Origin of the sequence: Streptomyces sp. NPDC050121, from assembly GCF_044460385.1 — a bacterium.
Lineage (GTDB): Bacteria > Actinomycetota > Actinomycetes > Streptomycetales > Streptomycetaceae > Streptomyces > Streptomyces soliscabiei.
On record NZ_JBITJV010000042.1, the window covers coordinates 52,282 to 74,475 of the forward strand.

Consider the following 22,194-nt stretch of genomic DNA (forward strand, 5'->3'; position numbering starts at 1 on the left):
TCAACTCCCCTTGACCGTGAAGCCCTGGCCCTTGGCGTACGCGGTGAGCCGTGACTGCCAGGCGCCGAGCGCGGCGACGGTGTCGGACTTGTCGGCGAGGGACTTGCCGACGGTCTCGGTCCAGTCGGTCGCCGCCTGGTCGAGGAACGGGGGCCACTGGAAGGAGGAGTTGACCGTGGAGCTGATGTCGGCGAAGACCTGGTTGACCTTCTGGCCGCCGTAGAACGCGGGCGCGTCGCCGGTGAACTGGGCGTCCGTGAGGAGCGCCTTGGTCGCAGGGAAGAAGAACTGCTCGGTGGCGAACATCTTCGCGCTGGCCGGGTCGCTGTTGAGGAACTGCGCGAACATCGCCGCCGCGATCGGGTTCTTGGTCGAGCGGATGACCGCGGTGGTGGAGCCGCCCCAGTTGCCCGAGCTGGGCTTGGCGGTGTCCCACTGCGGCAGCGGGGCCGCCCGCCACTTGCCCGCGGTGGCCTTGGCGGAACCGGAGAGGAACACGGGTCCCCAGGCGGCGGTGATCCAGGTGGCGTACTTGCCCTTGTTGAGGGCCGCGTACCAGGAGTCGGTGAAGTCCGGCTCGACGCCGACGACCCCTTCCTTCGCGAGCCCGCCCCAGTACGCGCCGAGCTTCTTGGAGGCGGCGTCGTCGACGCTGATCGTGATGTCGCTCTTGCCCGACGTGACGTAGGGCTTCGCGCCCGCCTGCCACAACAGGCCGTGCCAGGCGGCCACTTGGTTGGCCGCGAGGTTGGTGAGGTAGACGTCCGGGTCGGCCTTGTGCAGCTTGCGGGCCGCCTCGGCGAACTCGTCCCAGGTCTTGGGCACCTGGATGCCGTGCGCGTCGAAGATGTCCTGCCGGTACAGCATGCCCATCGGGCCGGTGTCCTGGGGGATCGCCCAGATCTCGCCGTTCGTTCCGCTGACCTGCCCCCACGTCCAGTCGACGAACGTGGACTTGAGCGCGGAGGCGCCGTAGGGCCGCAGGTCCAGCAGGCTGCCCGTGATCGTGAAGGTCGGGATGGCCTGGTACTCGATCTGCACCATGTCGGGGGCCCCGCTGCCGGCCTTCAGCGCCGTACGCAGCTTGGTGTACTGCGGGGTGCCCTGGCCGGCGTTGACGACCTTGACCTTGACGGCCGGGTACTTGGCCTCGAAGAGCGCGACCTCCTTGTCGATGTTCGGGACCCAGGTCCAGAACGTCAGCTCGGTCGGCGTCTTCATCGCCTTGTCGATGTCGGCCTGGCCGACCGGCTTGCCGGCGGCGGAGGAGCCGCCCGAGTCGCCGCCGCCGCAGGCGGTCAGGACGGCGCCGAGCGACAGGGCGCCGGTCGTGGTGAGGAACAGCCGGCGGCTCATCGCGGAGCGCTCGGACAGGGATGAGGACGTGATTCTGGGCATGGTGGACTCCCGCCAGAGGCGATGATCACGGCACGCCTGGCGAGGGCGTGCGGGGGCGTGGTGAAGCAGGGAGGGAAGACAGGAGAGAAGTACTGAGAGACGTACTGAGAGAAATGCTGAGAGAAGAGGGAGGAGAGGGGGAGCGAAGGTGCGAAGGACCTGGCTCGGGGCCCGCTGCGTTCAGGGGCGGCGGCTCGGTGCGGCCCGATGTGGTGCGGGCGACGGGGTGCTCGGGGAGGACGCGGGCGCGAGGGGTACGGCGGCTCGCCTTCGGATCACGCGCACGGCCATGGGTGCTGGTTGCTGGGTGCGTTCGGCCTGCCTCGGTCGGGCCGATCCGTGTTCTTCAGTGCCCGGTGGAGGGTCCTCCGTTCGGTAGCGGCTCGCTGGACGTGCCTCTGCGCGACCGGGAGGCGGGACGCCGTCCGCGCGCCGGGGTCGTCCGGTGCGCGGGAGGCGCGGTCGAGGTGCGGACGACGAGGTCGACCGGTGGGTCGCTCGCCGGCAAGGGCTCGGCGTCCGGGTTCTCGATGGCGTGCAGCAGACGCTTGAGTCCCTCCTGCGCCACGGCGTCGAAGGGCTGAGGCACCGTGGTCAGCGGAGGAGACACATAGGCGGCGACCGGAATGTCGTCGAATCCGACCACGCTGACGTCCTCCGGCACCCGTCGTCCGGCCTCCGTCAGCGCGCGGATCAGACCGATCGCCATGTCGTCGTTGGCGGCGAACACCGCGGTGACGTCGCCGTCCGCGGCCAGTGCGCGTCCCGCCGCGTAACCGGACGCGGCCGACCAGTCGCCCTCGACGACCTGCGGCACGTCCCTGCCATGGGCGGTCAGCGTCCTCCGCCAGCCTTCCAGCCGGTCCCGGGCGGCATACCAGCGCAGCGGTCCGGCGAGATGATGAACCGTCATATGGCCGAGGGCCAGCAGGTGTTCGGTGGCGGCGCGGGCCATCTCGTCGGCTCCGTCGCCCGCGGTCAGCACCATGGGCGCCTCGACGCAGGACGGCGCGCCGAGGACGAGGACGGGCACGTCGACGCGGAGGGTGACCTCACCGTCGTCCGTCTGCTCGTCGATCGGCTCGGAGATGACGATGCCGTCCACGCCCTGGTCGAGGAGCGAGTCCACGGCTCCCGCGATGCCTGCGGGGTCGCCCTCCACCGTGTTGACCACACGCAGTGCGTATCCGGTGTCCCGGACGGCCCGCTCGACGCCCATGAGCAGGGTAGCGGGTCCGTACAGGGCCGTGCCGAGCGTCACCACGCCGATGGAGCGGGTCCGTCCCGAGGCCAGGGCCCGAGCGGCGTTGTTGCGCCGGTAGCCAAGTGTTTCCGCGGCTTCCAGGACGCGTCGGCGCACGTCGGCGGAGACGTACTGCTCGTCGTTGAAAACCCGCGAGACCGTCTTCTGGGAGACGCCGGCCAGGCGGGCCACGTCCACGCTGCGCGGCGCGGCGGAACTCCCGCCCCGCCCTGTTCCTCGCGTCATGGTGTCTCCCGTACGGCCGGATGTTCATACCGATGATGACAGACGCCGACTGCATGACTGCGCAGTCATGTCTGCGCTGTCATGTCTACGCAGTCATACGACGGTCGTCAAGAGTCGGGGACGCATCCGTGACCAACACGGAAGTCAGTTCGCCGGCAGCCACTTCTCCAGGGCGTCGATGAGACGGTCGAGCGCGGGCTCCTCCGCGGAGCGGTCCGTCATCACCGTACGGCCGCCGAACCGAAGCGTGTACTGGAACATGTCGGCCGTCCCCGTGTTCCTGGTGACCGAGGGGACGTCGGCGAGCTCGGGATCACCGAGCAGGGTGCGCAGGCTCGTGAACTGGGCGCACCACACCGCACCCGGGGGGCACGCTGCTCCTGGCGACGCTGGTGGTCCTCACCGCCGACCCGCTTCTCCCGGCGGACACCCGGACGGGAGCCCGTGCGGTCCCCGTCTCCGACGCCGTCCTGGAGATCCGCTTCCCGGACGGCGCCACCGAGGCCGTCACCCCGCCGGCCGGTCCGGGGTGAACGCCGGCGCCGCGCGCGTCGCCGCTTGCGGTCGGCCCGGGGGAGCGGGCAGGGTTCCGTGCCGTGGCCACCTTGCTGATCGTCCATCACACCCCCTCGCCCAACTGCCAGGCGCTCTTCGAAGCGGTCGTCTCCGGCGCGACGGCTCCCGAGATCGAAGGCGTCCGCGTCGAACGGCGGGCGGCCCTCGCCGCGACCGCCTCCGACGTCCTGGCCGCCGACGCCTACCTGCTGGGCACCCCGGCCAACCTCGGCTACATGTCGGGCGCGCTCAAGCATTTCTTCGACCAGGTGTACTACCCGTGCCTCGACACGACCCGCGGTCGGCCCTTCGGCTACTACGTGCACGGGGGCAACGACGTCACCGGCGCGGTACGCGGCATCGAGGCCATCACCACGGGCCTGGGCTGGCGTCGCGCGGCCGAGCCGGTCACGGTCACCGGGGAACCGGGCAAGGCGGACGTGGCGGCCGCCTGGGAACTGGGGGCGACGGTGGCGGCCGGTCTGCTGGACTGACCGGCCGCGGGATCATGGCAGGTGGGCAGGGCAGGACGGCCGGCCCGGGCTCAGTTCCACAGCGGATACGTCACGACACGTGCGAACTGCGCAGGCCTGGCCCCGGGGTAGGTCAGGCTGATCCGGCTGTAGTGCTGCACCTGCGGGTTCTTCTTCCAGGACTGCGGCCGGTCCAGCTTCACCACGACGGCGTACGGGTGGAAGGTGCCCGCCGCGCAGTACGGGTCGCAGTCGTTGACGACGTTGACTCCCGTGGCCCGCGCCGAGTTCGAGCCCCAGTTGTTCCAGTGCAGTGAGACGAGACGGCTGTTGCCGTCGCCGCACGCCAGGATGAAGTCCCTCGGCCGTTCCTGTGTGTGCCAGAAGCAGTCGACCAGGACGGGATCCGTGGCCTTCTGCACCACGGCCTCACGCACCGTGGGCGGTGCCGCGGCCGGTGCCGCCGAGGCCGAGCCGACGGCCGCCGTGAGGCCCAGCGCCGCACACAGCATGACCGCTGTTCTCGTCGTGTGTCGCATCTCCGCTCCCGCCCGCCCGACCCGGGACCCGCCGGTGTGCCGCGCCCCGGTGAGGTTCTCTACCGACGCTACGACGACGAACGCGGCGCGACCACTCGAACGCGCCGTCGCCCCGGCACTGCGGCGACGGAAGCGGTTCGTCGGGCCGGGGAGCCGGGTGTGCACCCCCGGCTGAAAACGTGCGCCGAGCAGACCGAATCCCCAGAAGGCCATGGTCAATTCAAGCCGTTGTTTTGGCATTCCCATGACAAAGCTGTGCACGGAGTGCCACTCTGCTGCCGAAGTTCACCATTCCTTCACACCCGCATCATGCGGCGCACCTGTCATTCACCCCCCACCTCCTTCCACCCGCCTGTCGTGCAGCGCTCCGGACCGGCCCCACCCCGCCGGCCCGCCCCACCTCGGCCCCATCACCGGCCGACCGTCGCACAGAAGGAGAACCCGTTGCCCCGGCGACACCGCCCCACCCTCCGGCGCAGACGCGCCACCGCCCTCGCGTTGACGACCATCGGGACCCTGCTGGCCCTGGGCGCCCCCACCGGCACCGCCGGTGCGGCTCCGGCCGACCCGGGCCCGTCCAGGATCACCGCCACGCCCCGCACCGGCGCCGCCGCGACGCCCCTGTCACCGGCCCGCCGCGCCTCGCTGATCAAGAGCGCGCAGACCACGTCCGGCACCACGGCCCGGCAGCTCGCCCTCGGCGCCCAAGAGAAGCTCGTCGTGAAGGACGTCATCCAGGACGCCGACGGCACCATACACACCCGCTACGAGCGCACCTACGCCGGACTGCCCGTCCTCGGCGGCGACCTGGTCGTCCACCACAAGAGCGGCCGCACCACCGTCTCCAAGGCGAGCGGGGCGACCCTCACCGTGCCCTCCCTCACTCCGAAGCTCCCCGCCGCGAACGCCACCGGCAAGGCACTCGCGGCCGCCAAGAGCGCCGAGGTCAAGGGCTCCGCGGCCGCGAACGCGCCCCGCCTCGTCGTCTGGGCCGGCGCCGGCAAGCCCGTCCTGGCCTGGGAGACGGTCGTCGGGGGCGTCCAGCAGGACGGCACACCGAGCGAACTCCAGGTGGTCACCGACGCGACCACCGGCAAGCAGCTCCTCGCCGCGGAGCAGGTGGAGACCGGTACCGGCACCGGCCAGTACACCGGCGCGGTCCCGCTCGGCACGACCCTGTCGGGATCGACGTACCAGCTCACCGACGGCGGCCGCGCCGGACACAAGACGTACGACCTCAACCAGGGCACCTCCGGCACCGGCACCCTCTTCACGGACGACAACGATGTCTGGGGCGACGGCACCCCGTCCAACCGCCAGACCGCCGGTGTCGACGTGGCCTTCGGCGCCGCGGCCACCTGGGACTACTACAAGGACGTGTACGGCCGCAACGGCATCCGCAACGACGGCGTCGCCGCCTACAGCCGCGCCCACTACGGCAGCAGCTACGTCAACGCCTTCTGGCAGGACAGCTGCTTCTGCATGACCTACGGCGACGGCTCGGGCAACACGCACCCGCTGACCGCCCTCGACGTGGCCGCCCACGAGATGAGCCACGGCGTCACCGCCGCCACCGCCAACCTGACCTACTCGGGCGAGTCCGGCGGTCTGAACGAGGCGACCTCGGACATCTTCGCCGCAGCCGTCGAGTTCCACTCGAACCTCGCCGCCGACCCCGGCGACTACCTCGTCGGCGAGAAGATCGACATCAACGGCGACGGCACCCCGCTGCGCTACATGGACAAGCCCTCCAAGGACGGCTCCTCCCGCGACAACTGGAGCTCCACCCTCGGCGGCGTCGACGTCCACTACTCCTCGGGCCCCGCGAACCACTTCTTCTACCTGCTCTCCGAGGGCAGCGGCGCCAAGACCGTCAACGGCGTCGCCTACGACAGCCCGACCTTCGACGGCCAGAGCGTCACCGGCATCGGCATCGAGAACGCCGCCGCCATCTGGTACCGGGCCCTGACGACGTACATGACCTCGTCGACCGACTACGCCGGCGCCCGCACCGCCACCCTCCAGGCGGCGAGCGACCTCTTCGGCGCCTACAGCCCGACCTACCTCCAGGTGGCCGACGCCTGGGCCGCCATCAACGTCGGCAGCCGCATAGCCCTCGGTGTCAACGTCGCCCCGATCGCCGACCAGGTCAGCGGTGTCGGCCAGGCCGTCAGCCTGCAGGTGGACGCGTACACCACCAACACCGGCGCCGGCCTCACCTACGAGGCGACCGGGCTGCCCGACGGTCTGAGCATCAGCCCGAGCGGACTGATCTCCGGCACGCCGACCACCCTCGGCAGCAGCGACGTGACCCTCAAGGTCACCGACAGCACCGGCGCGTCCGTCTCGGACACCTTCACCTGGCGGATCGCCTACATCTACGCCAACGCCACCCGCGTCGACATCCCGGACAACGGCGCCGCCGTGGAGTCGCCGGTCACCATCGCGGGCCGCGACGGCAACGCCTCCGCCACCACCTCGGTCTACGTCAACATCGTGCACACCTACCGCGGTGACCTGACCGTCGACCTCGTCGGGCCCAACGGCACCGTCTACTCCCTGCTCGACCGCAGCGGCGGCTCCGCCGACAACGTCGACCAGACCTTCACGGTCGACGCCTCCGCCCAACCCGTCAACGGCACCTGGAAGCTGCGCGTCCAGGACCGTGCGTCCATCGACACGGGCTACATCCAGCGCTGGCAGCTCACTCCCTGACAGCAGACCGCCCGACTCCGCCGCCCGGGTCTCACGAGGCCCGGGCGGCGGCGCGTGTCCGCGGACGGTGCGGCCGGACGGCCGAGGCCGCCGGGATGAGTTGGAAGGTGGAGGACGACTTCCAGGACTCGAAATCCACCGTCTCACTCGACCGGACCCAGGTCAGGCGCTACCGGGCGTGGAAACGCCACGTCACGATGGCCATGGCGGCCCTCGCCCTGCTCGCCGTACTCGCGGCCATCGACAGGACCAGCCACCCCGCCCGATCCTGCGCGACCATACCGACCAGGGCCCGCCGGCCGATTGCGGTGCGATCGCGCTGACCGTACCCGAGGCCCAGCGACTGTTTCACCTGCTCACCACGCGCATCTGCGACCTGCTGCCGGCGGCCATGCACGCCCGAATCGCCCGGCGTCTGAACTGGTCCGACTGGCGACGACGCCACCAGGCCCGAGCCCGCCGGCACCACTACCGAACCCGACTCGCCCTCGACGAATGACACCGCGTCGGGTCGCGATCCACGACTGGGGTACCGGGCGTGGGGACGACTCCGCCCACGACCTGGGCCAGGGGCGTGCCGCGCGCCCACAGCCGAAGCCGGGGACCGTCGATCAGATACGTGCGGCCCTCGCGCGCGGCCCACACCTCGTCCCGGTGCGTGAACGTGCCCCGGTGCACGACGAGTCGCAGCGGGGGACCGGCCCGGCCCCGCGTCGGCATCCGGGCCCGGCAGGAGCAGGCCGACTCCTCGTCGGGCAGCGGCTCGGCCACCGGACGGAACGCCACGTCGAGCAGCAGACCCCGGCCGTCACGAGCGGCGAGATGGAGGGTGTCGTGCTGAGGGGGCGGCAGCACCCGCCAGCCGTCCCGCCGGAGCATCCGGGCCACCGCGACCACCAGCACGGGCATGTCCAACTCGGCCAGCTCCTCGGCGGTGTAGTACCCACCGCGCCGCCGGGCCGGCCGCCGGGACCGACGCCGTACGACGACGGCGACGACCGCGAGGGGCACGAGGAGCAGCGCGCAGGCCCGGCCGCCGAACGTGCGGGAGACCAGCGCGAGTCCCGCGACCGCGGCGCACGCGACGGCGAGCAGGGTGGCGAGGGCCGGCAGCACTTCGCGTAATCGAGGCCCGTCGCGGCCCGAGGCCCGCAGCTCACGCACGGTCCGCCGACGCCTGGCCCACGCCGACTCACCGGCCGGCGCCCGCTCCCGCCTGCGTGCCATCAGGGCCGGCCCCCCACCCCTCACACAACGACGTGTAAGGGGTGGATACCCGCTGAGTCGGGACATGCCCTCCGACGACATGTTTCCGCCACCGGCTTGGCCGAAGAACGCCGAGACGGGCCGCAGCGCGAGGGCGCCGGGCCGTTGTCAGTGGTGGATGACAAGCTGCTGGTCATGGACGAGGTTGAGTTCTTGCGGGGCCGGGTCTACGGCGCCGACCACGACGACGCCGGCCCCCGCCCGGACCGCCGGTACGCGCACCTGGTGGGCGGCCCGCTGGACGGGCTGCTGCTGGACATCACGGACCGCTCCGATCACGAGCTGCGCGAGGTGGCGCTGACCACGGAGATAGGCCGCTACGGGCCCGGCGGCCACGCCCTGTACGAGCGGCGAGGCACCGCCGACCGCCGGTTCGACTGGCGCGGCGACGCCCCGGGCACCCCCTGAACCACCCGGCCCGTGAACTCCCCTGCGCCGACGATCTTCCTTTTCAGTGTCCCGAAAATCTTCATGGAGTACCTCCATCGCAAGGGAAGTGACGCTGAATCGGAATCGAGTATGTGATCACGCCAGAATGTCTTTCGCAGGTGTGAAAACGGGGGTGCACTACCAGTCAAAAGGCCTCGGGCATGCGATGGCTGGTGCCGCTCAGGAAGGCACTGGCTGGTGCTCTGACCGCACTGGGTTCGCCGGGTTGGTGGTCGTGGCGGTTGGATGTACGGTGACGTCCGATCCGACTGCTGGAAGGCGCGGTGGCCGAGCCTGTCCGTGTGCGCAGGCTGACCGACCAGGAAGGCCGGCGGCTGCAGCAGCACGTGCGCCGGGGCAGAAAGAGGCATTCGGTGGGGCGGCCGCCGGCCACTCGCCTCGGATGCATGAGCACGCCGTCCCGGCCCGCGGCCGCACAACGTCAGGGCCGGAGTGCGACCAGGAGATCAACCACGTAGGTCTCTTCCACCTCCTCGCGAGGAAAAATCTTGACCAGCCGCTCACGCTCATCGGCGAAAAATGCCTGGCGGTCAGCCTCTTCAAGGACGAGGAATGCCGACCGGCTGCCGATGTTGGCGAGATGCACGTCCAAGGAGACACTGCGGCTCCAGCGCACTTGACGGCGCGCAACCCGTAGCCCTGTCAGCCCCGCCAGCCGGATGGCGTCGTTGTCCGAGGGACGCACGGCAGACCTTGGCTTCACCCCGCAGTGGTGCGCAATGCGCCCGTGCTGCTCGCGGATCCACGGCACGTCGAAGGCCGTGGTGTTCCACCAGATCGCCAGCGCACCGCCCGCTCGCAGGACACGCAATGCCTCCGGGACGGACCGGCCAGGGTCGGTCCACTGCCAGGACTGGGCATAGGTGACGAGGTCGCAGGAAGCCTCGACCAAGGGCAGAGCATTTCCGTCCCCTCTCACGATCGGCGCCCCGGGAAGCGCCTGATGGAACTCACCCGCCATGGCCTCACCCGGCTCGACAGCGATCACGTCAGCTCCTCGCTCCCGCAGCAGCACGCTGGCGATTCCGGTACCCGCGCCGACATCGGCGACCCGGGCGCCCGCCAAGCGACAGCCTGCGAACTCCTCGATGCAGTCAAAGAGCGCGGCTGGGTAAGAAGGCCGACTCGCCGCGTACTGAGCCGCGGCTACGTCGAAGGACTGGGCGCGAGAACTGGCGGTCATACCCTCATCATCGCCTTCCGCACCAAGCATTCGACTATCACCAACCCGGCGAACCTGTGCGGTCACAGCACCGGGTGAACTGCTCGATGCCGCCTTCTCGTCGTCCGCGCTGCACTCCTTGCGCTCCCGGTGACCGGAACGGTGGCTTCCATCGCGGGAGGGTGATCAAATGTGCGAATGTCTACAGGATCCACATCCGCCACTCGTGCGGCGACCACCGCACCGGCGGTCCGTCACGGCTGGCACAAGCTGCTGTTCGGCCTCTTCCTGCTGGGTCGCGCGACCCGCATTCCGGCCGCGTTGGACGGTACGACGGGGGCGACCCCCTCGGGCTGGTGGTACGTGCTGTGGGAGGTGCTCGCCCTGGTGCTGGCGGCCTTCGCAGTGAGTGAGTGGGAGATCCTCAATGCGGCGTCCTGGCGCATGTCGGTGTCGCAGTGGGTCTGCATGGTCATCTTCCATATCGGCCTCACCGGGTTCCTGATCTCCGTCATGGTCCGACTGCTCTGACTCGCGGCCCGCGTGATGGCGGGTCAGTTTGTTCGATCGCACGAACATGGCTTCGATGGGTTACTTCTGTCGCCGGGCTCTGATAGGAAACCTTCCTGTCAGTTGCAGCGCAGAGCCACCCCACCCCCACTCCTCACCTGGAGCCACTGTGGTGCACATGCCCCGGCCGATCGACGGCCCCACCCCCACCCCCGCTCCCACCTCCCGCCGCCTCTTCCTCGCCCTCGCCGGCGCCCTGGCGGCAGCCTCCCTGCTCGACGCCCACCCGGCGACCGCGGCCCCCACCGCCAAGGGTCTCGACGACCCGGCGAAGAAGGAGATCGCCATGAAGCTGGTGTCGAGCGCGGAGAACTCCTCGCTCGACTGGAAGGCCCAGTACCGGTACATCGAGGACATCGGCGACGGCCGCGGCTACACCGCGGGCATCATCGGTTTCTGCTCCGGCACCGGCGACATGCTCGACCTCGTACAGCTCTACACCGACCGCAAGCCCGGCAACGTCCTCGCCAAGTACCTGCCCGCCCTGCGCGCAGTCAACGGCACCGACTCGCACGCCGGCCTCGACCCGAACTACCCCAAGGACTGGCGCAAGGCCGCCCAGGACACGGCGTTCCAGCAGGCCCAGAACGACGAACGTGACCGCGTCTACTTCAACCCGGCCGTCCAGCAGGGCAAGACGGACGGACTGCGTGTCCTGGGCCAGTTCGCCTACTACGACGCCATCGTCATGCACGGCGACGGCACCGACCCCACCAGTTTCCGCAACATCCGGCGGCGCGCGCTGACCAAGGCGAAGCCGCCGGCCCAGGGCGGCGACGAGACGACGTATCTGAACGCCTTCCTCGACGCCCGGGTCTGGGCCATGAAACAGGAGGAGGCGCACAGCGACACCAGTCGCGTCGACACGGCCCAGCGCGTGTTCCTGCGCAAGGGCAACCTCGACCTCGACCCGCCCCTGGACTGGAAGGTGTACGGCGACGGCTATCACATCGGCTGAGCGGCTCTGCGCGAGTCCGGCCGACAACGTCGTGCCAGCCTGCGGCCCCATGCCTGGCCCGGCACTTCGATGCAACGGTGGGTCAGTACGCACAACGGCAGCAGCACGGCGAAGAACGCCAGCTCGAGCGCCGGACTGTCCTGCTGCCACCGGCCGATCGTGCCGTCGGTCACCGCCAGCAGCACGGGATGCAGCAGATAGACCGAGTAGCTGATCGTTCCCAGTCCGATCAGCTCGCGCGGTACGCGCCGGTGGCGCGCGGCCAGTCCCACGCCGAAGGTGAGCGCGGCCAGCAGGAACGCCAGGATCCAGCCGCGCCGGGTGAAGTGGGCGTCGTCGCCCTGGCCGTACGCACTCCCCACGGCGCACCCGAGCACCACGGCGGCGGTGACGGCCGCGCGCCGCCAACTGCTCCGGCCGTGCTCGGCCCGGTGGACGGCGGTGCCGAGGAACATCACGGAGAGGATCACCAGCCCCTCCCACATGGGCACCGTGCCGTTGAAAACGACCAGGACGAGCGCCGACACCCCGCCCAGCACCCCGCCGGCCACCCGCAGCGCGGGTGACCCGGCGCTCGCCCAGCAGACGGCGAGCACCATGGCGACCGAGGTGAGCGCGATCAGCGGGCCGGTACCGACCGCGCCGGAGAGAGCCGAGGCCGGCAGGGTGACCCCCGCTGTCGCGCTCACGGCGGCGAACGCGGCGAGGGTGACGGCGACCGCCGCCGACCGCTGGTGCCGACCGGCCGTGAAGAGGGCGACGACCAGCAGATAGAAGGCCATCTCGTAGGAGAGCGTCCACAGGACGAGCAGGACGCTCGGCGTCCCCAGCAGCTCTTGGAGCAGGGTGACATGGGCGACGGCCACGGCGGTGAGGCCCTGTCGGCCCAGGCCGTCGCGCAGTTCGGCGATGCCCAGCAGATTCAGGACGAGGACCCCGGTGACGGCCGCCGCCCACAGCGGGTACACGCGGAAGACCCGTCCGATCCAGAAGGACCGGACACAGCCCCGGCGCTCCAGCGACGCGGGGATGATGTAGCCGCTCACCAGGAAGAACACCATGATGCCGTACCGGCCGAGGTTGAACTGCGGCATCACTTCCTGCCGGAACTCCGGCAGGAACGCCGACGACGAGTGGTCGAGCACCACGACGAGTGCGGCGATGCCGCGCAACGCGTCGAGCCAGCCCAGACGGTAGGCGGGTGACCGAGCGATCACGGAGTGTGACGTCTCCGAGGATGGACGGATGACGAGCGGGGGTTCCATGGGAAGACCGGGTTCTGTGCGGCGAGGTGTTCGCTGAGGTGACGTGAGGTGAGGTGTGCGGTGAAGTGTTCGCTGAGGTGTGCCGTGAGCGGGGACAGTCCCTACTCGTCGGGCAGCGTGAGCTTCAGCGGAACACAGGGCTTGGCCTCGCTCTTGCTCGCGTAGAGCTCGACCGCGCGCGGCCGCGACATGCCTTTCATGTTCTCGAAGGCCAGCACATTGCCCCGGCGCAAGGTGAAGTCCCAACTGGCCTTGACCGCGATGCCGGGGACCAGGTTCCCGGTTCGCCTTTCGATCACCGGGAACGGGGTGAACTTGCTGCGCTCGCAGACATAGCCGGGAGCCAACACATCAATCGTCACCTCGATGCCCCACGGACGCACCTTCCTCGCCAGTTCGCGCTGGGCGTCGATCCCGATGGCCTGGTCCTTGACGGTGAGCTCGACGGTGCCGTCCCCCTGTAGCTCCGCCGCGAACGCCGCCGTGTCGGCCGACGGGCCGGCCGACGAGCCGGGTACGACCGCCACGCCGAGCCAGGCCATCGCGCAGGCCGCCGCGACGAAGGCGATCCGGCGAGGAGCGAGCAGAGAGCGCGCGGAAGCCCTTGTCCAGCCCCGACCCGCTCCGACCTCGTTCGGTTCGGTCCGGCACGCCCCGGCCTCGCGCAGTTCGATCTCCTTCTTGAGCTCGTCCAGGAGCCGGTCCTCGAACGTCGGCCTCGTGCTCATGCTTCCCCCCTTGCGATGTACAGCGCCGATGCGTCCGGCGTCGTGACTGGCGTGGAGCTCGTTCCCGCGGCCGTCGGGTTCGCGTCCGCGGCCTCGACGTCCGCCTCCTTTCGCAGTGTCTTGCGCGCCCGGTGCAGTCGTACGCGCGCCGTGACCTGGCGTATGCCCAGCGCGGCCGCCGCCTCGGTGACCGTCAGCTGGTCCACCGCGATCAGCTCCATGACGGCCCGCTCGCCCTCGGGGAGCCGTGCCAGCGCGGCCAGGGCGCGCCGCCCCGGGCTCTCCGCGTCGAGTCTGTCCTCGATACGGACGATGTCGTCGGCCTCCAGCAGCCTCCGCCCGAAGAAACGCAGATCGCGCTCCGCCTCCCGCGCGACCCGGCGACGCTCCGACGACACCACATTGCGGGCGATGCCGAACAGCCAGGCCGTCTCACTGCCGAGGTGCGGCCGGTAGGAGTGGGCCGAGTGCAGGACGGTCAGGAAGATCTCCGCCGTCAGGTCGGCCGCGGTGTGCGGGTCGTCGACCCGGCGCGCCACGAATCGCAGCACCGCGTCCACGTGGCGCCGGTAGAACTCCTCGAAGAGCTCCGGGTCACGCACCGCCGCGGCGGGCCCACTCGGTAACCGTTCCGCGCCGGCCACAGGCGTCTCCTTCCACCGGGTTCGTCACACGCACTACACCTGTTCTTGGAATGAGGCGCGAAAAGCGTTACAGACGTCGACGACGGAAGGTGAAACCCCAGGCGTGCCGGCCAGGTTCGCGTCGGCGCGCCGAGCGCGGCGGGTGAGTGGTGCACCTGGGGCGTAGGGGGCGGGTTCTCGGGTAGTCGCGCGGATATGAACGGGGTAGTGAAGGCGGTCCGGATGGCAGGTGTCCCGCCCGACCAGGGTTTCTCCGCATCCGACAGGACCCCTGCCGAGACGACGGTGGCACTCGACGGCAAGGACGGTTGTATCGCCCGGGCGCGGCAGCTCACGGGCGACTTCCTCACCCGCGTGCGGCGCCCGGGCGCTCCGCCCGTGCCGGTGGGGGCCGTGGACCTGTCCCAGCTGGTGGTGAGCGAGCTGGTCACCAACGCGCTCAGATACGCGCCCGGGCCGGTGCTGCTGCAACTGCGTGTCAGTGGTGGCACGGTGGAGATCGCCGTCTGGGACAGCGATCCGGTGCTGCCGACACCCCGCGCACCGGATCCGACGCGGGTCGGCCAGCACGGCCTGGAGATCGTGCGGGCCGTGGCGGAGGAATTCGAGGTCGTACGGGCGCCGGTGGGCAAACGGATCGTCGCCCGACTCGGCCTGACCGACGTACCATGAGGCGTCCCGCCCCTTCCGGCCTCAGGCCCGGACGGCGGACGCGTCGATGACCTCGAACGTAGCCCGGCCCAGGACGAGCACACCGTCCGACAATGGCGTACACCGCACGCCGCCTTTGCCGCGCAGGGCGCGCTGGGCGCCGGGGCCGATGGTGACGTCCAGCCACGCGCAGGGGCGCGCCGGGAGGTTCACGGCGAACGCCACCGGACCGGCCGCGCCGTCGAGGACGACGGTCGAGCCGACGTAGGCGTCGATGTCGACGCCCCGCAGCAGGACGTTCCGGCGCGTCTGCCGCAGACCGACGGCCGCGTCGATGTGCCGCGGGAGGTTCTCCGCGGCCATGAGCGTCACCGACGCGTCCCGGTGGGCCGGGCGGCCGAAGTAGCGGTCACCGACCAGCCCGAGACCGCGACGGACCTGAACCTCCCGCACGAGCTCGTCGTCCGGGCCGTCCGACGGCCCGTCCGCGGGCCGCCCCGCGAACCGGTGCGACGCCGACACCAGCAGCTCCACCACCTCGACCTCGGTCATGGAACCAGCCTAAGCGCGGCGCCGCCCGGTTCGGCGGGTCAGGGCAGGAGGGGGAGGGCGGCGCAGTTGGAGTGGGCGGGGCGCCCGTTGAGCCGGTCGGTGAGCCAGGAGATCGCGTCGCCCTGGTCGACGAGCAACGGCGTGAAGTGGTTGATCAGGGCCCGGCCGACGCTCGGCAGGATCACCGGCTTGTACGTGACGTCGGCGCCCTTGGCGCACCAGGCCGCGGCGAGCGAGCGCGCCTGCGCGTGCGGCACCAGCTCGTCGGCGGTGCCGGTCGCCAGCCGCACCGGAGACGTCGGTTCGAGGGCGCCGATGCGCTGGTCGGCCAGGAACGCCTTCAGCGCCGGCTCCGACTGGACGACGTCGCCGATGGACCGCCCGTCCGTCGTCCAGGCGGTGCTGCGCGCCGAGTTGTAGGCGAGGAGGGCGTCGCCGACGCACATCGTCGACAGGTCTTTGAGCGCGGCGCGGCCGGCCGCGTTGAGGTGCGCGTCGGCGATCGGCTCGAGGGCGGGGTCGGACTCCAGGAACCCGTTCACCGCCCAGCCCAGCGCTCCGGCCAGATCGCTGCCGTCGATGGCCCTGGTGACGGAGACCAGGTCGGCGGGCGGGGCCCCCGTGTAGGTTCCGGAGAGGGTGACGTCGGGGGCGTAGGAGGGCTGCAGTTCGGCGGCGGCCGCCGTGGCCCCGCCGCCCTGGCTGTAGCCGAACAGCGCCACCCGGGAGGCGGCCGTGAGCGACGTACCGTCCAGGGCACGGGCCGCGCGGACGGCGTCCAGGACGGCGTGCGCCTCGTCGACCCGGTTGACGTAGGTGTGCAGCCGGTCCGTCGAGCCCAGCCCTGTGTAGTCCGTGACGACGACAGCGATGCCCCGCGCGAGGAGACGGTAGATCGCCAGGTCCTCGTAACCGACTGACAGTGTCTGGCCGTTGACCAGGAGCGGGTGTTCCAGGCCGAGGGAGGCTGAGCACTGGTCGCCCTGGCCCATGGTGCCGGGTGCCACGGCGACCAGCGGCCGTGCTCCACCGCCCTTCCAGCGGGCCGACGGCTCGATGTAGGCGCCGGTGACCGCCATGGGCCGGCCGGCGGAGTCCGTGGACTTGTACATCAGCCGGGTCGCGGTGCCGGGCAGCGGTCCGTCGACGCCCGGCAGGCTCAGCGCGAGGGGCAGTGGTTCGGAGCGGACCAGGGCGCCGTCGGCCGCCGGGAGCGTGGCGGGCGGGTTGTAGAACGTGGGGATGGTGACGCCGCGCGAGACCACGGCGTCCGACTGCGCTGTGGCGTCGGCGGGTACGGCGGTGACGCCGAGGCAGGCGGCCGCGGTGACGGCTGCGGCCAGCAGGCGGGTGGGGGTGGGCATGGCGGACCTCCGGGAAGGGGGAGGCCGAGCCTTCGTCTGCGGCTCGGGTGGCGGACGGCCCGGTGGGGTACGGACCGTGACGACCGAGCGGCACGCGACCGCGGTCGCCCACCGCAGCCCCGCACCGCTCTTAGACGAACTGTCAGGACCGTAGCGGTGGTTCGGTTACCTCGGGTAGCGGCCGGTAGGTTACGGTTCAGTAATATGACTCTCCGGTAGCAAGTCCGAAGCCTTCGCATCGGCGGTCAGGCCCGCTCACGCGGTGTGGTTGACTTGCTCCGTGTTGCACGAGTCGGTGTTCCGCACCACGGACCTGCCGGTGGGCGATCGGTTCGAGGCGTGGGCGGAGCGCATGGGCAACACCCACGCGCCCATGCACCTCACCAGCGACCGCACCGCGGACTACCACGGCCACCAACGCGTGATCGGGCTGGGCGATGTGACGGTGTGGCCCGCCACCTTCGACCACCTGGTCTTCCGCCGTACGCCGAAACTCGTCCGCCAGTCCGATCCCGAGACCTACCACCTCTCCCTGCTGCTGAAGGGCGAGGGAGCCGCCGACTGGGGCAGACAACAGGCCGCCTACCGGATGAACGACTTCCACATCAACTCCTCCTCCCGGTCGTGGGAGGTCTTCACCGGCACCGATTCCGTCACCATCGTCGGCCTGGAGGTCCCGCGTGCCCTGGTGGCCGTGCCCGGGCAGCGAGCCGACCGGATGCTGGGGACTCTCCTGTCGGGCCGGGAAGGGATCGGCGCGCTGCTCTCGCAGTTCCTCCTCCAACTCGTCGCGGACACCTCGCCCTACCAGCCCACGGACGCACCCCGGTTGGGCACGGTCGTCTCGGACCTGGTCACGGCCCTCTTCGCGCACGCCGCGGACGCCGACCTCCCGCTCCCGCCGGAGATCCACGGCCGCACCCTCACCCTCCAGGTCAAGACGTTCATCCGCCGACACCTCGGCGACCCGGACCTGACCCCCGCCATGGTCGCCGCCGCACACCACATCTCCCGCAGCTACCTCTACCGCCTGTTCCAGGCCGAAGGCCTCACCGTCGCCTCCTACATCCGGGACCAGCGACTGGAAAACGCCCGCCGCGAGCTCACCGACCCGCGGCTGTGGGCGCTGCCCATCCACGCCGTCGCCGCCCGCTGGGGCTTCCCCCGCGCCGCCGAGTTCACCCGGGCGTTCCGCACCGCCTACGGCCTCCCGCCCAGCGAACTGCGCGAACAGGCGCTGAACGAGGCCCAGCCCCCGGCGCGCTCAGCCCTGCCGCCCACGGCATCGGCGGTGGACGCGCCACAGGGCGCAGCGGTGGATGCAGAGGTGGAGACGGGGGGAAACAGGGTGGGGACATGGGTGGACGCTCCGCCAAGCAGGCGTGGACGGTCGGCTAACGACACACCGGGCGTCCCTCCCGCATCCTGGTGATCCGCGGTGAACGCCGAACCCGCGACAGCCGAGGCCGTGCCAGGACAACAGGGGAGTCCTGGCACGGCACGGCACGGGCCCCCCACGACGCACGCCGTACACGGCCGACGACGCACGCCGTACACGGGTGATCGAGTGGTGACGGCCCGGCCCCGGGCGTACCGTCGAACGGTGGCCCCGACAGTGGACGCGCCCGTTCACTGACCTCTCACCAGGGCCCGCGTCCGAGCGGGCGACATGTCATGAGCAGCGTTCCGCAACCGACCTCGGCACCCGAGGCCACCGTCCGGCAGGACGGTGGCGGTAGCGCGATGGCGCTGCTGGTCATCGCGTCGTGCCAGCTCATGGTGGTCCTGGACATCACCATCGTGAACATCGCGCTGCCGGACATCCAGCGCTCCCTGGACTTCTCCACCACGAGCCTGGCGTGGGTGGTCAACGCCTACACCCTCACCTTCGGCGGCCTGCTGCTGCTCGGCGGCCGGACCGGCGACATCCTCGGCAGACGGCGCATGTTGGTCTTCGGAGTGCTGCTGTTCGTGCTCGCCTCCCTGCTCGGCGGCCTCGCCCAGAACGAGGCCCAACTCCTCGCCGCACGCGCCCTGCAGGGCATCGGCGGCGCCATCGCCTCCCCGACCGCGCTCTCCCTGGTCAGCACGACCTTCCGCGAAGGTCCCGAGCGCAACCGGGCCTTCGGGGTCTTCGCCGCGGTCTCGGCGGGCGGCGGCGCGATCGGCCTGCTCGCCGGTGGCGTGCTCGTCGAGTGGCTGAACTGGCGGTGGGTGCTCTTCGTCAACGTTCCCATCGGACTGCTCATCGCCCTCGCCACACCCCGCTGGATCGGGGAATCCGAACGCCACCCCGGGCACTTCGACCTCACCGGCGCGCTGACCTCCACCGTGGGCATGGTCCTTCTGGTGTACGGGTTCATCAGGGCCGCGCAGGAAGGGTGGCGGGACGCGTTCACACTGGCCTCGTTCGGCGCGGCCGTCGTCGTCCTCGCGCTGTTCGTCCTGGTCGAACGGCGGTCCAGGCAGCCGATCACGCCGCTGCACATGTTCGCCGACCGCAACCGGGCGGGCGCGTACGGGATCATGCTGTGCCTCGCCGCCGCGATCTTCGGCATGTTCTTCTTCCTCACGCTCTTCGTGCAGAACGTGCTCGACTTCAGCCCGCTGGCGACCGGCTTCGCCTTTCTGCCGGTCAGCGCGGTCATCGCGGTCGGCGCCGGGCTGGCCTCGCGGTTCCTGCCCCGGTTCGGCCCCAAGCCCTTCATGGTGGTGGGCGCGATCCTCGCGGCGGCCGGCCTGTCCTGGCTGACCCTGACCGACATCCACTCCACCTACGCCGGCAGTGTGCTCGGCCCGATCCTCGTCTTCAGTCTCGGCATGGGCATGGAGTTCGTCTCCCTGACCCTGATGGCGCTGTCCAACGTGCCCCCGCAGGAGACCGGCGCGGCCTCCGGACTCCTCAACGCCACCCAGCAGGTGGGCGGTTCGCTCGGCCTGTCCATCCTGGTCACGATGTACGGCACGGCCAGCCGCAACGAGGCGGACCGGCAGATCCCCGCCTACCTGACCCAGGCGACCCCGGCCGAACGTCTGCGCTTCCGGCGCACCGGGCAGCTCCCTGCCCCCTGGTCCGACGAGATCCTCACCGCCGGCGTCTCGGCCGCCTTCGTCATGGCGGCGATCTTCACGGTCCTGGCCGCGCTGATCGCGGTCGTGGTGATCCAGGTCCGTCCCTCCGACCTGGACCGCCTCAAGGGCGGCACGGTCCCGGGCGGCGTCTGATCCCGCAGGCGCGACGGGGGACGAGGAGCAACTGCGCGGACCGGTCCGGCCGTAACGAAGCGGTCCGGCGGTTAGTGTCCGCACATGGGACATCGAGACGTGGGGATTCTGCACCCCGGAACCATGGGAGCACGTGTCGCGGCGCAGGCCGTGGCGGCGGGAGCCAGGCTCTGGTGGCCGGCGGAAGGTCGGTCGGAGGCGACGCGGCGGCGAGCCGCCGAGTTCGGGCTGCGGCCTGCCGGCAGCGTCGAGGAACTGGCCCGGACGTGCGAGGTCGTCCTCAGTGTGTGTCCGCCCGCGGCTGCGCTCGACGTCGCCGGACAGGTGGCGGCGGCCGGCTTTCGCGGCGTCTACGTCGATGCCAACGCGGTGAGTCCGGAGCGGATGGCCGACATCACCCAGGTGTTCGAGGGCACCGGCGTGACGGTCGTGGACGGCGGCATCACCGGACCGCCCCCGCGCGAGGCGGGCACGACCCGGCTGTACCTCTCGGGCGAAGACCCGGCCGTGGCCCGGGTCGCGGCCCTGTTCGACGGAACGGCACTCACCCCGGTCGTCCTGGCGGGGCCGATCGGGCGGGCGTCGGCGCTCAAGCTGGCGTTCGCCGCGTACAACAAGATCTCGTACGCCCTCGCCGCCCATGCCTGCGCGCTGGCCGACGGCCATGGGGTGCTGGACGATCTGCTCGACCTGGCGGAGCAGCTGCTGCCCGGCACCCCACTGGCCGGGCTCGAGCAGTTGGCCGCCGCCGGGCCGCGGGCCTGGCGGTGGGAGCCGGAGATGCGCGAGATAGCCCGGGCCTGCCGCGCGGTGGACGTACCGGCCGCCTTCGCCGAGGCCGCCCTCGAGACGTTCGGACGGTGGGAGGCCCACAAGGACGACCCGACGGTGACCGGCGGGCAACTGATCGCGGATCTGGTCGAGGACGGTCCGGTGTCCACGAAGCGCCCACGGAGGAGTTTGCCGTCGCAGTGAGCGGCAACGCGATGTCCATGAGTGAACCGAACAAGAAGACGAACGAAGAGTCCGCGGCGGAGCGGCTGACCGCGTCCAAGGCGCGGCGCACCGCGGACAAGGCGACCGCTCCGGCCGCCCGGACCGCGAAGAACGCCGCGACGAAGGCGGACGACGCCGCCTCGGCCACGAAGAACGGGGTCGAGCGCTCGGCCGAGGCGACGACCGGGGCCGTGCAGAGCGCGGCGCACGGAGCCGCCCGGGGTGTCGAGGCGGGCCGCCAGGCGATCGTCGCGACGTCGGGGCAGGTCGCCGCGACTGCCAGGACGGCCTGGACGGTCATCGCGCACCGCAAGCTGGTCGCCGCAGGAGTCGGCGCCGGGCTGTCCGTCCTGACGGCGGCCTCGTACGCCGTAGGGCGTCGCGCCGGCCGCCACCCGCACGGCCCCCTCACCCGGCTCACCGGCGGCCGGATCTGACAGCTTGACCTGATCGTCTCGGCCGCCCTCGCCGTCGCAGGACTCGCAGCACTCGCAGGATTCCGGAACCCCCGCCGTAGCCAACTGGTCCGACTCCACAGGCGGTTGACGGCCCGTTCGACCACGGCGGGGACGTACACGACACAGCTGTCCTCCGGCCGCACGGTCACCACGACCGTCCCGTCCGTGCCCGCCCCGATCACCCCCGGCCGGTGGCGGCTGGACGTCGAGGACCGGCGCCCCGGAGCCACCCCGGCCCGCACCGAACTCGTCCGCCGCACGCTGACCCTCGACGCGCTGCTGCCCTGGTCACGGATCCCCGAACCCGCCGACTCCGCGGGCATCGGCCGCTACCGGACGACGATCGACCTGCCGTCCGACTGGACCTCGTGCCACGGCGCGCACCTGGACCTCGGCCAGGTCTGCGACACCGCCCGCGTCACCGTCAACGGCATCGGCGCGCCACCCGTCGACCGGCTCAGGCCGGTCGTCGACGTCGGCCCCCTGCTCCGGCGCGGCGCCAACGTCATCGAGGTGGAGGTGGCGACCCCCCTCGTCAACCGACTCCGGGTCGCCCGGCCGACCGTCTTCGGCGCCGTCGCCCGCCAGGACCACGGCCTCATGGGCCCGGTACGACTGCTGCCGTACGGTCAGGCCGTGATCGGCTGAGGGGGAGGGGCGGGCGCCGTCTTTCGGATGTGTCCCGGCCGCCGAAACGACCGTGGGCCCGCCCCCTTCACCCACCTTCGTCGCCGTG

General features: G+C 71.1%; 23 protein-coding genes and 1 pseudogene. 13 read left to right on the forward strand and 11 right to left on the reverse strand.

Annotation, left to right across the window (positions count from 1 at the left end; genetic code table 11):
- The 3 genes from ACIBTS_RS40845 to ACIBTS_RS40855 form a co-directional block, all read right to left on the reverse strand.
- The gene (locus ACIBTS_RS40845) at positions 1-1,398 is read right to left on the reverse strand and encodes an ABC transporter substrate-binding protein (protein WP_399325836.1); all 1,398 of its coding nucleotides are present in this window, start codon (positions 1,396-1,398) and stop codon (positions 1-3) included.
- Between the two features lie 346 nt (positions 1,399-1,744).
- Positions 1,745-2,887: a LacI family DNA-binding transcriptional regulator gene (locus tag ACIBTS_RS40850; protein ID WP_399325838.1), complete on the reverse strand. Its 1,143-nt coding sequence runs from the start codon at positions 2,885-2,887 to the stop codon at positions 1,745-1,747.
- Between the two features lie 144 nt (positions 2,888-3,031).
- Complete coding sequence (locus ACIBTS_RS40855) at positions 3,032-3,244, reverse strand: hypothetical protein (RefSeq protein WP_399325839.1); 213 nt, start codon at positions 3,242-3,244, stop codon at positions 3,032-3,034.
- A gap of 35 nt (positions 3,245-3,279) precedes the next feature.
- Between ACIBTS_RS40855 and ACIBTS_RS40860 the strand changes: the two genes are divergently transcribed.
- Together ACIBTS_RS40860 and ACIBTS_RS40865 are read left to right on the forward strand one after the other, a co-directional pair.
- Complete coding sequence (locus tag ACIBTS_RS40860; RefSeq protein WP_399325841.1) at positions 3,280-3,420, forward strand: hypothetical protein; 141 nt, start codon at positions 3,280-3,282, stop codon at positions 3,418-3,420.
- Between the two features lie 63 nt (positions 3,421-3,483).
- Positions 3,484-3,936: an NAD(P)H-dependent oxidoreductase gene (locus ACIBTS_RS40865; RefSeq protein WP_334582213.1), complete on the forward strand. Its 453-nt coding sequence runs from the start codon at positions 3,484-3,486 to the stop codon at positions 3,934-3,936.
- Between the two features lie 50 nt (positions 3,937-3,986).
- Here the strand turns inward: ACIBTS_RS40865 and ACIBTS_RS40870 are convergent, their stop codons facing one another.
- Complete coding sequence (locus tag ACIBTS_RS40870) at positions 3,987-4,454, reverse strand: hypothetical protein (RefSeq protein ID WP_399325843.1); 468 nt, start codon at positions 4,452-4,454, stop codon at positions 3,987-3,989.
- Between the two features lie 444 nt (positions 4,455-4,898).
- Here ACIBTS_RS40870 and ACIBTS_RS40875 point away from each other — a divergent pair, with 444 nt between their 5' ends.
- Both ACIBTS_RS40875 and ACIBTS_RS40880 read left to right on the forward strand, forming a co-directional pair.
- Positions 4,899-7,169 (forward strand): M4 family metallopeptidase, encoded by a 2,271-nt coding sequence (locus ACIBTS_RS40875; protein ID WP_399325845.1) that lies wholly within the window; start codon positions 4,899-4,901, stop codon positions 7,167-7,169.
- A gap of 95 nt (positions 7,170-7,264) precedes the next feature.
- Positions 7,265-7,492, forward strand: coding sequence for a hypothetical protein (locus tag ACIBTS_RS40880; protein WP_399325848.1), 228 nt, complete (start codon positions 7,265-7,267; stop codon positions 7,490-7,492).
- 145 nt (positions 7,493-7,637) lie between these two features.
- Here ACIBTS_RS40880 and ACIBTS_RS40885 read toward each other — a convergent pair whose 3' ends face one another.
- Positions 7,638-8,396, reverse strand: a complete 759-nt coding sequence (locus ACIBTS_RS40885) for a hypothetical protein (protein WP_399325850.1) — start codon at positions 8,394-8,396, stop codon at positions 7,638-7,640.
- A 174-nt stretch (positions 8,397-8,570) separates the two neighbouring features.
- On the opposite strand from ACIBTS_RS40885, the gene ACIBTS_RS40890 reads away from it, so the two are divergent.
- A complete protein-coding gene (locus ACIBTS_RS40890) occupies positions 8,571-8,843 on the forward strand; it encodes a hypothetical protein (RefSeq protein ID WP_079664549.1) in 273 nt (90 codons plus the stop codon).
- 463 nt (positions 8,844-9,306) lie between these two features.
- Here the strand turns inward: ACIBTS_RS40890 and ACIBTS_RS40895 are convergent, their stop codons facing one another.
- A complete protein-coding gene (locus tag ACIBTS_RS40895) occupies positions 9,307-10,068 on the reverse strand; it encodes a class I SAM-dependent methyltransferase (RefSeq protein ID WP_399325852.1) in 762 nt (253 codons plus the stop codon).
- 177 nt (positions 10,069-10,245) lie between these two features.
- Here ACIBTS_RS40895 and ACIBTS_RS40900 point away from each other — a divergent pair, with 177 nt between their 5' ends.
- Positions 10,246-10,578 carry a hypothetical protein gene (locus ACIBTS_RS40900; RefSeq protein ID WP_319346915.1) on the forward strand — a complete coding sequence of 111 codons (333 nt, stop codon included), beginning with the start codon at positions 10,246-10,248 and terminating at the stop codon, positions 10,576-10,578.
- 157 nt (positions 10,579-10,735) lie between these two features.
- Positions 10,736-11,575, forward strand: a complete 840-nt coding sequence (locus tag ACIBTS_RS40905; RefSeq protein ID WP_399325854.1) for a chitosanase — start codon at positions 10,736-10,738, stop codon at positions 11,573-11,575.
- On the opposite strand, the gene ACIBTS_RS40910 is transcribed toward ACIBTS_RS40905, so the two are convergent.
- From ACIBTS_RS40910 to ACIBTS_RS40920, 3 genes are all read right to left on the reverse strand, one after another.
- Positions 11,563-12,792: an acyltransferase family protein gene (locus ACIBTS_RS40910; protein ID WP_399325856.1), complete on the reverse strand. Its 1,230-nt coding sequence runs from the start codon at positions 12,790-12,792 to the stop codon at positions 11,563-11,565. The two genes, ACIBTS_RS40905 and ACIBTS_RS40910, sit on opposite strands and share 13 nt — an antisense overlap.
- 149 nt (positions 12,793-12,941) lie before the next feature.
- Positions 12,942-13,568 (reverse strand): hypothetical protein, encoded by a 627-nt coding sequence (locus ACIBTS_RS40915; protein ID WP_399325858.1) that lies wholly within the window; start codon positions 13,566-13,568, stop codon positions 12,942-12,944.
- Complete coding sequence (locus tag ACIBTS_RS40920; RefSeq protein ID WP_399325860.1) at positions 13,565-14,212, reverse strand: RNA polymerase sigma factor; 648 nt, start codon at positions 14,210-14,212, stop codon at positions 13,565-13,567. The genes ACIBTS_RS40915 and ACIBTS_RS40920 overlap by 4 nt, the downstream gene beginning before the upstream one ends.
- A gap of 222 nt (positions 14,213-14,434) precedes the next feature.
- Between ACIBTS_RS40920 and ACIBTS_RS40925 the strand changes: the two genes are divergently transcribed.
- Positions 14,435-14,884, forward strand: a complete 450-nt coding sequence (locus ACIBTS_RS40925) for an ATP-binding protein (RefSeq protein WP_399325862.1) — start codon at positions 14,435-14,437, stop codon at positions 14,882-14,884.
- A 21-nt stretch (positions 14,885-14,905) separates the two neighbouring features.
- Here the strand turns inward: ACIBTS_RS40925 and ACIBTS_RS40930 are convergent, their stop codons facing one another.
- Together ACIBTS_RS40930 and ACIBTS_RS40935 are read right to left on the reverse strand one after the other, a co-directional pair.
- Positions 14,906-15,415, reverse strand: coding sequence for a molybdenum cofactor biosysynthesis protein (locus ACIBTS_RS40930; protein WP_399325864.1), 510 nt, complete (start codon positions 15,413-15,415; stop codon positions 14,906-14,908).
- Between the two features lie 38 nt (positions 15,416-15,453).
- A complete protein-coding gene (locus tag ACIBTS_RS40935; protein WP_399325866.1) occupies positions 15,454-16,779 on the reverse strand; it encodes an alpha/beta fold hydrolase in 1,326 nt (441 codons plus the stop codon).
- A gap of 280 nt (positions 16,780-17,059) precedes the next feature.
- Here ACIBTS_RS40935 and ACIBTS_RS40940 point away from each other — a divergent pair.
- The 5 genes and pseudogenes from ACIBTS_RS40940 to ACIBTS_RS40960 form a co-directional block, all read left to right on the forward strand.
- Positions 17,060-18,028, forward strand: a pseudogene (locus tag ACIBTS_RS40940) (helix-turn-helix domain-containing protein); the annotation flags it as partial.
- Between the two features lie 494 nt (positions 18,029-18,522).
- Positions 18,523-20,004 carry an MFS transporter gene (locus ACIBTS_RS40945; RefSeq protein ID WP_399325887.1) on the forward strand — a complete coding sequence of 494 codons (1,482 nt, stop codon included), beginning with the start codon at positions 18,523-18,525 and terminating at the stop codon, positions 20,002-20,004.
- Positions 20,005-20,088: 84 nt separating this feature from the next.
- On the forward strand, positions 20,089-20,979 hold the full coding sequence (locus tag ACIBTS_RS40950) for a DUF1932 domain-containing protein (RefSeq protein ID WP_399325868.1): 891 nt from the start codon (positions 20,089-20,091) through the stop codon (positions 20,977-20,979).
- A gap of 11 nt (positions 20,980-20,990) precedes the next feature.
- Positions 20,991-21,437: a hypothetical protein gene (locus ACIBTS_RS40955; RefSeq protein ID WP_399325889.1), complete on the forward strand. Its 447-nt coding sequence runs from the start codon at positions 20,991-20,993 to the stop codon at positions 21,435-21,437.
- Positions 21,438-21,542: 105 nt separating this feature from the next.
- Positions 21,543-22,106: a hypothetical protein gene (locus ACIBTS_RS40960; protein WP_399325869.1), complete on the forward strand. Its 564-nt coding sequence runs from the start codon at positions 21,543-21,545 to the stop codon at positions 22,104-22,106.
- The last annotated feature ends 88 nt before the right edge of the window (positions 22,107-22,194 follow it).

Bases quoted from the DNA above. Each gene is read 5' to 3' on its own strand.
- ACIBTS_RS40845 (WP_399325836.1), bottom strand. From the start codon at position 1,398: ATGCCCAGAATCACGTCCTCATCCCTGTCCGAGCGCTCCGCGATGAGC.
- ACIBTS_RS40850 (WP_399325838.1), bottom strand. From the start codon at position 2,887: ATGACGCGAGGAACAGGGCGGGGCGGGAGTTCCGCCGCGCCGCGCAGC.
- ACIBTS_RS40870 (WP_399325843.1), bottom strand. From the start codon at position 4,454: ATGCGACACACGACGAGAACAGCGGTCATGCTGTGTGCGGCGCTGGGC.
- ACIBTS_RS40880 (WP_399325848.1), top strand. From the start codon at position 7,265: ATGAGTTGGAAGGTGGAGGACGACTTCCAGGACTCGAAATCCACCGTC.
- ACIBTS_RS40885 (WP_399325850.1), bottom strand. From the start codon at position 8,396: ATGGCACGCAGGCGGGAGCGGGCGCCGGCCGGTGAGTCGGCGTGGGCC.
- ACIBTS_RS40890 (WP_079664549.1), top strand. From the start codon at position 8,571: ATGGACGAGGTTGAGTTCTTGCGGGGCCGGGTCTACGGCGCCGACCAC.
- ACIBTS_RS40895 (WP_399325852.1), bottom strand. From the start codon at position 10,068: ATGACCGCCAGTTCTCGCGCCCAGTCCTTCGACGTAGCCGCGGCTCAG.
- ACIBTS_RS40900 (WP_319346915.1), top strand. From the start codon at position 10,246: ATGTCTACAGGATCCACATCCGCCACTCGTGCGGCGACCACCGCACCG.
- ACIBTS_RS40905 (WP_399325854.1), top strand. From the start codon at position 10,736: ATGCCCCGGCCGATCGACGGCCCCACCCCCACCCCCGCTCCCACCTCC.
- ACIBTS_RS40915 (WP_399325858.1), bottom strand. From the start codon at position 13,568: ATGAGCACGAGGCCGACGTTCGAGGACCGGCTCCTGGACGAGCTCAAG.
- ACIBTS_RS40925 (WP_399325862.1), top strand. From the start codon at position 14,435: ATGGCAGGTGTCCCGCCCGACCAGGGTTTCTCCGCATCCGACAGGACC.
- ACIBTS_RS40930 (WP_399325864.1), bottom strand. From the start codon at position 15,415: ATGACCGAGGTCGAGGTGGTGGAGCTGCTGGTGTCGGCGTCGCACCGG.
- ACIBTS_RS40935 (WP_399325866.1), bottom strand. From the start codon at position 16,779: ATGCCCACCCCCACCCGCCTGCTGGCCGCAGCCGTCACCGCGGCCGCC.
- ACIBTS_RS40945 (WP_399325887.1), top strand. From the start codon at position 18,523: ATGGCGCTGCTGGTCATCGCGTCGTGCCAGCTCATGGTGGTCCTGGAC.
- ACIBTS_RS40950 (WP_399325868.1), top strand. From the start codon at position 20,089: ATGGGACATCGAGACGTGGGGATTCTGCACCCCGGAACCATGGGAGCA.
- ACIBTS_RS40955 (WP_399325889.1), top strand. From the start codon at position 20,991: ATGTCCATGAGTGAACCGAACAAGAAGACGAACGAAGAGTCCGCGGCG.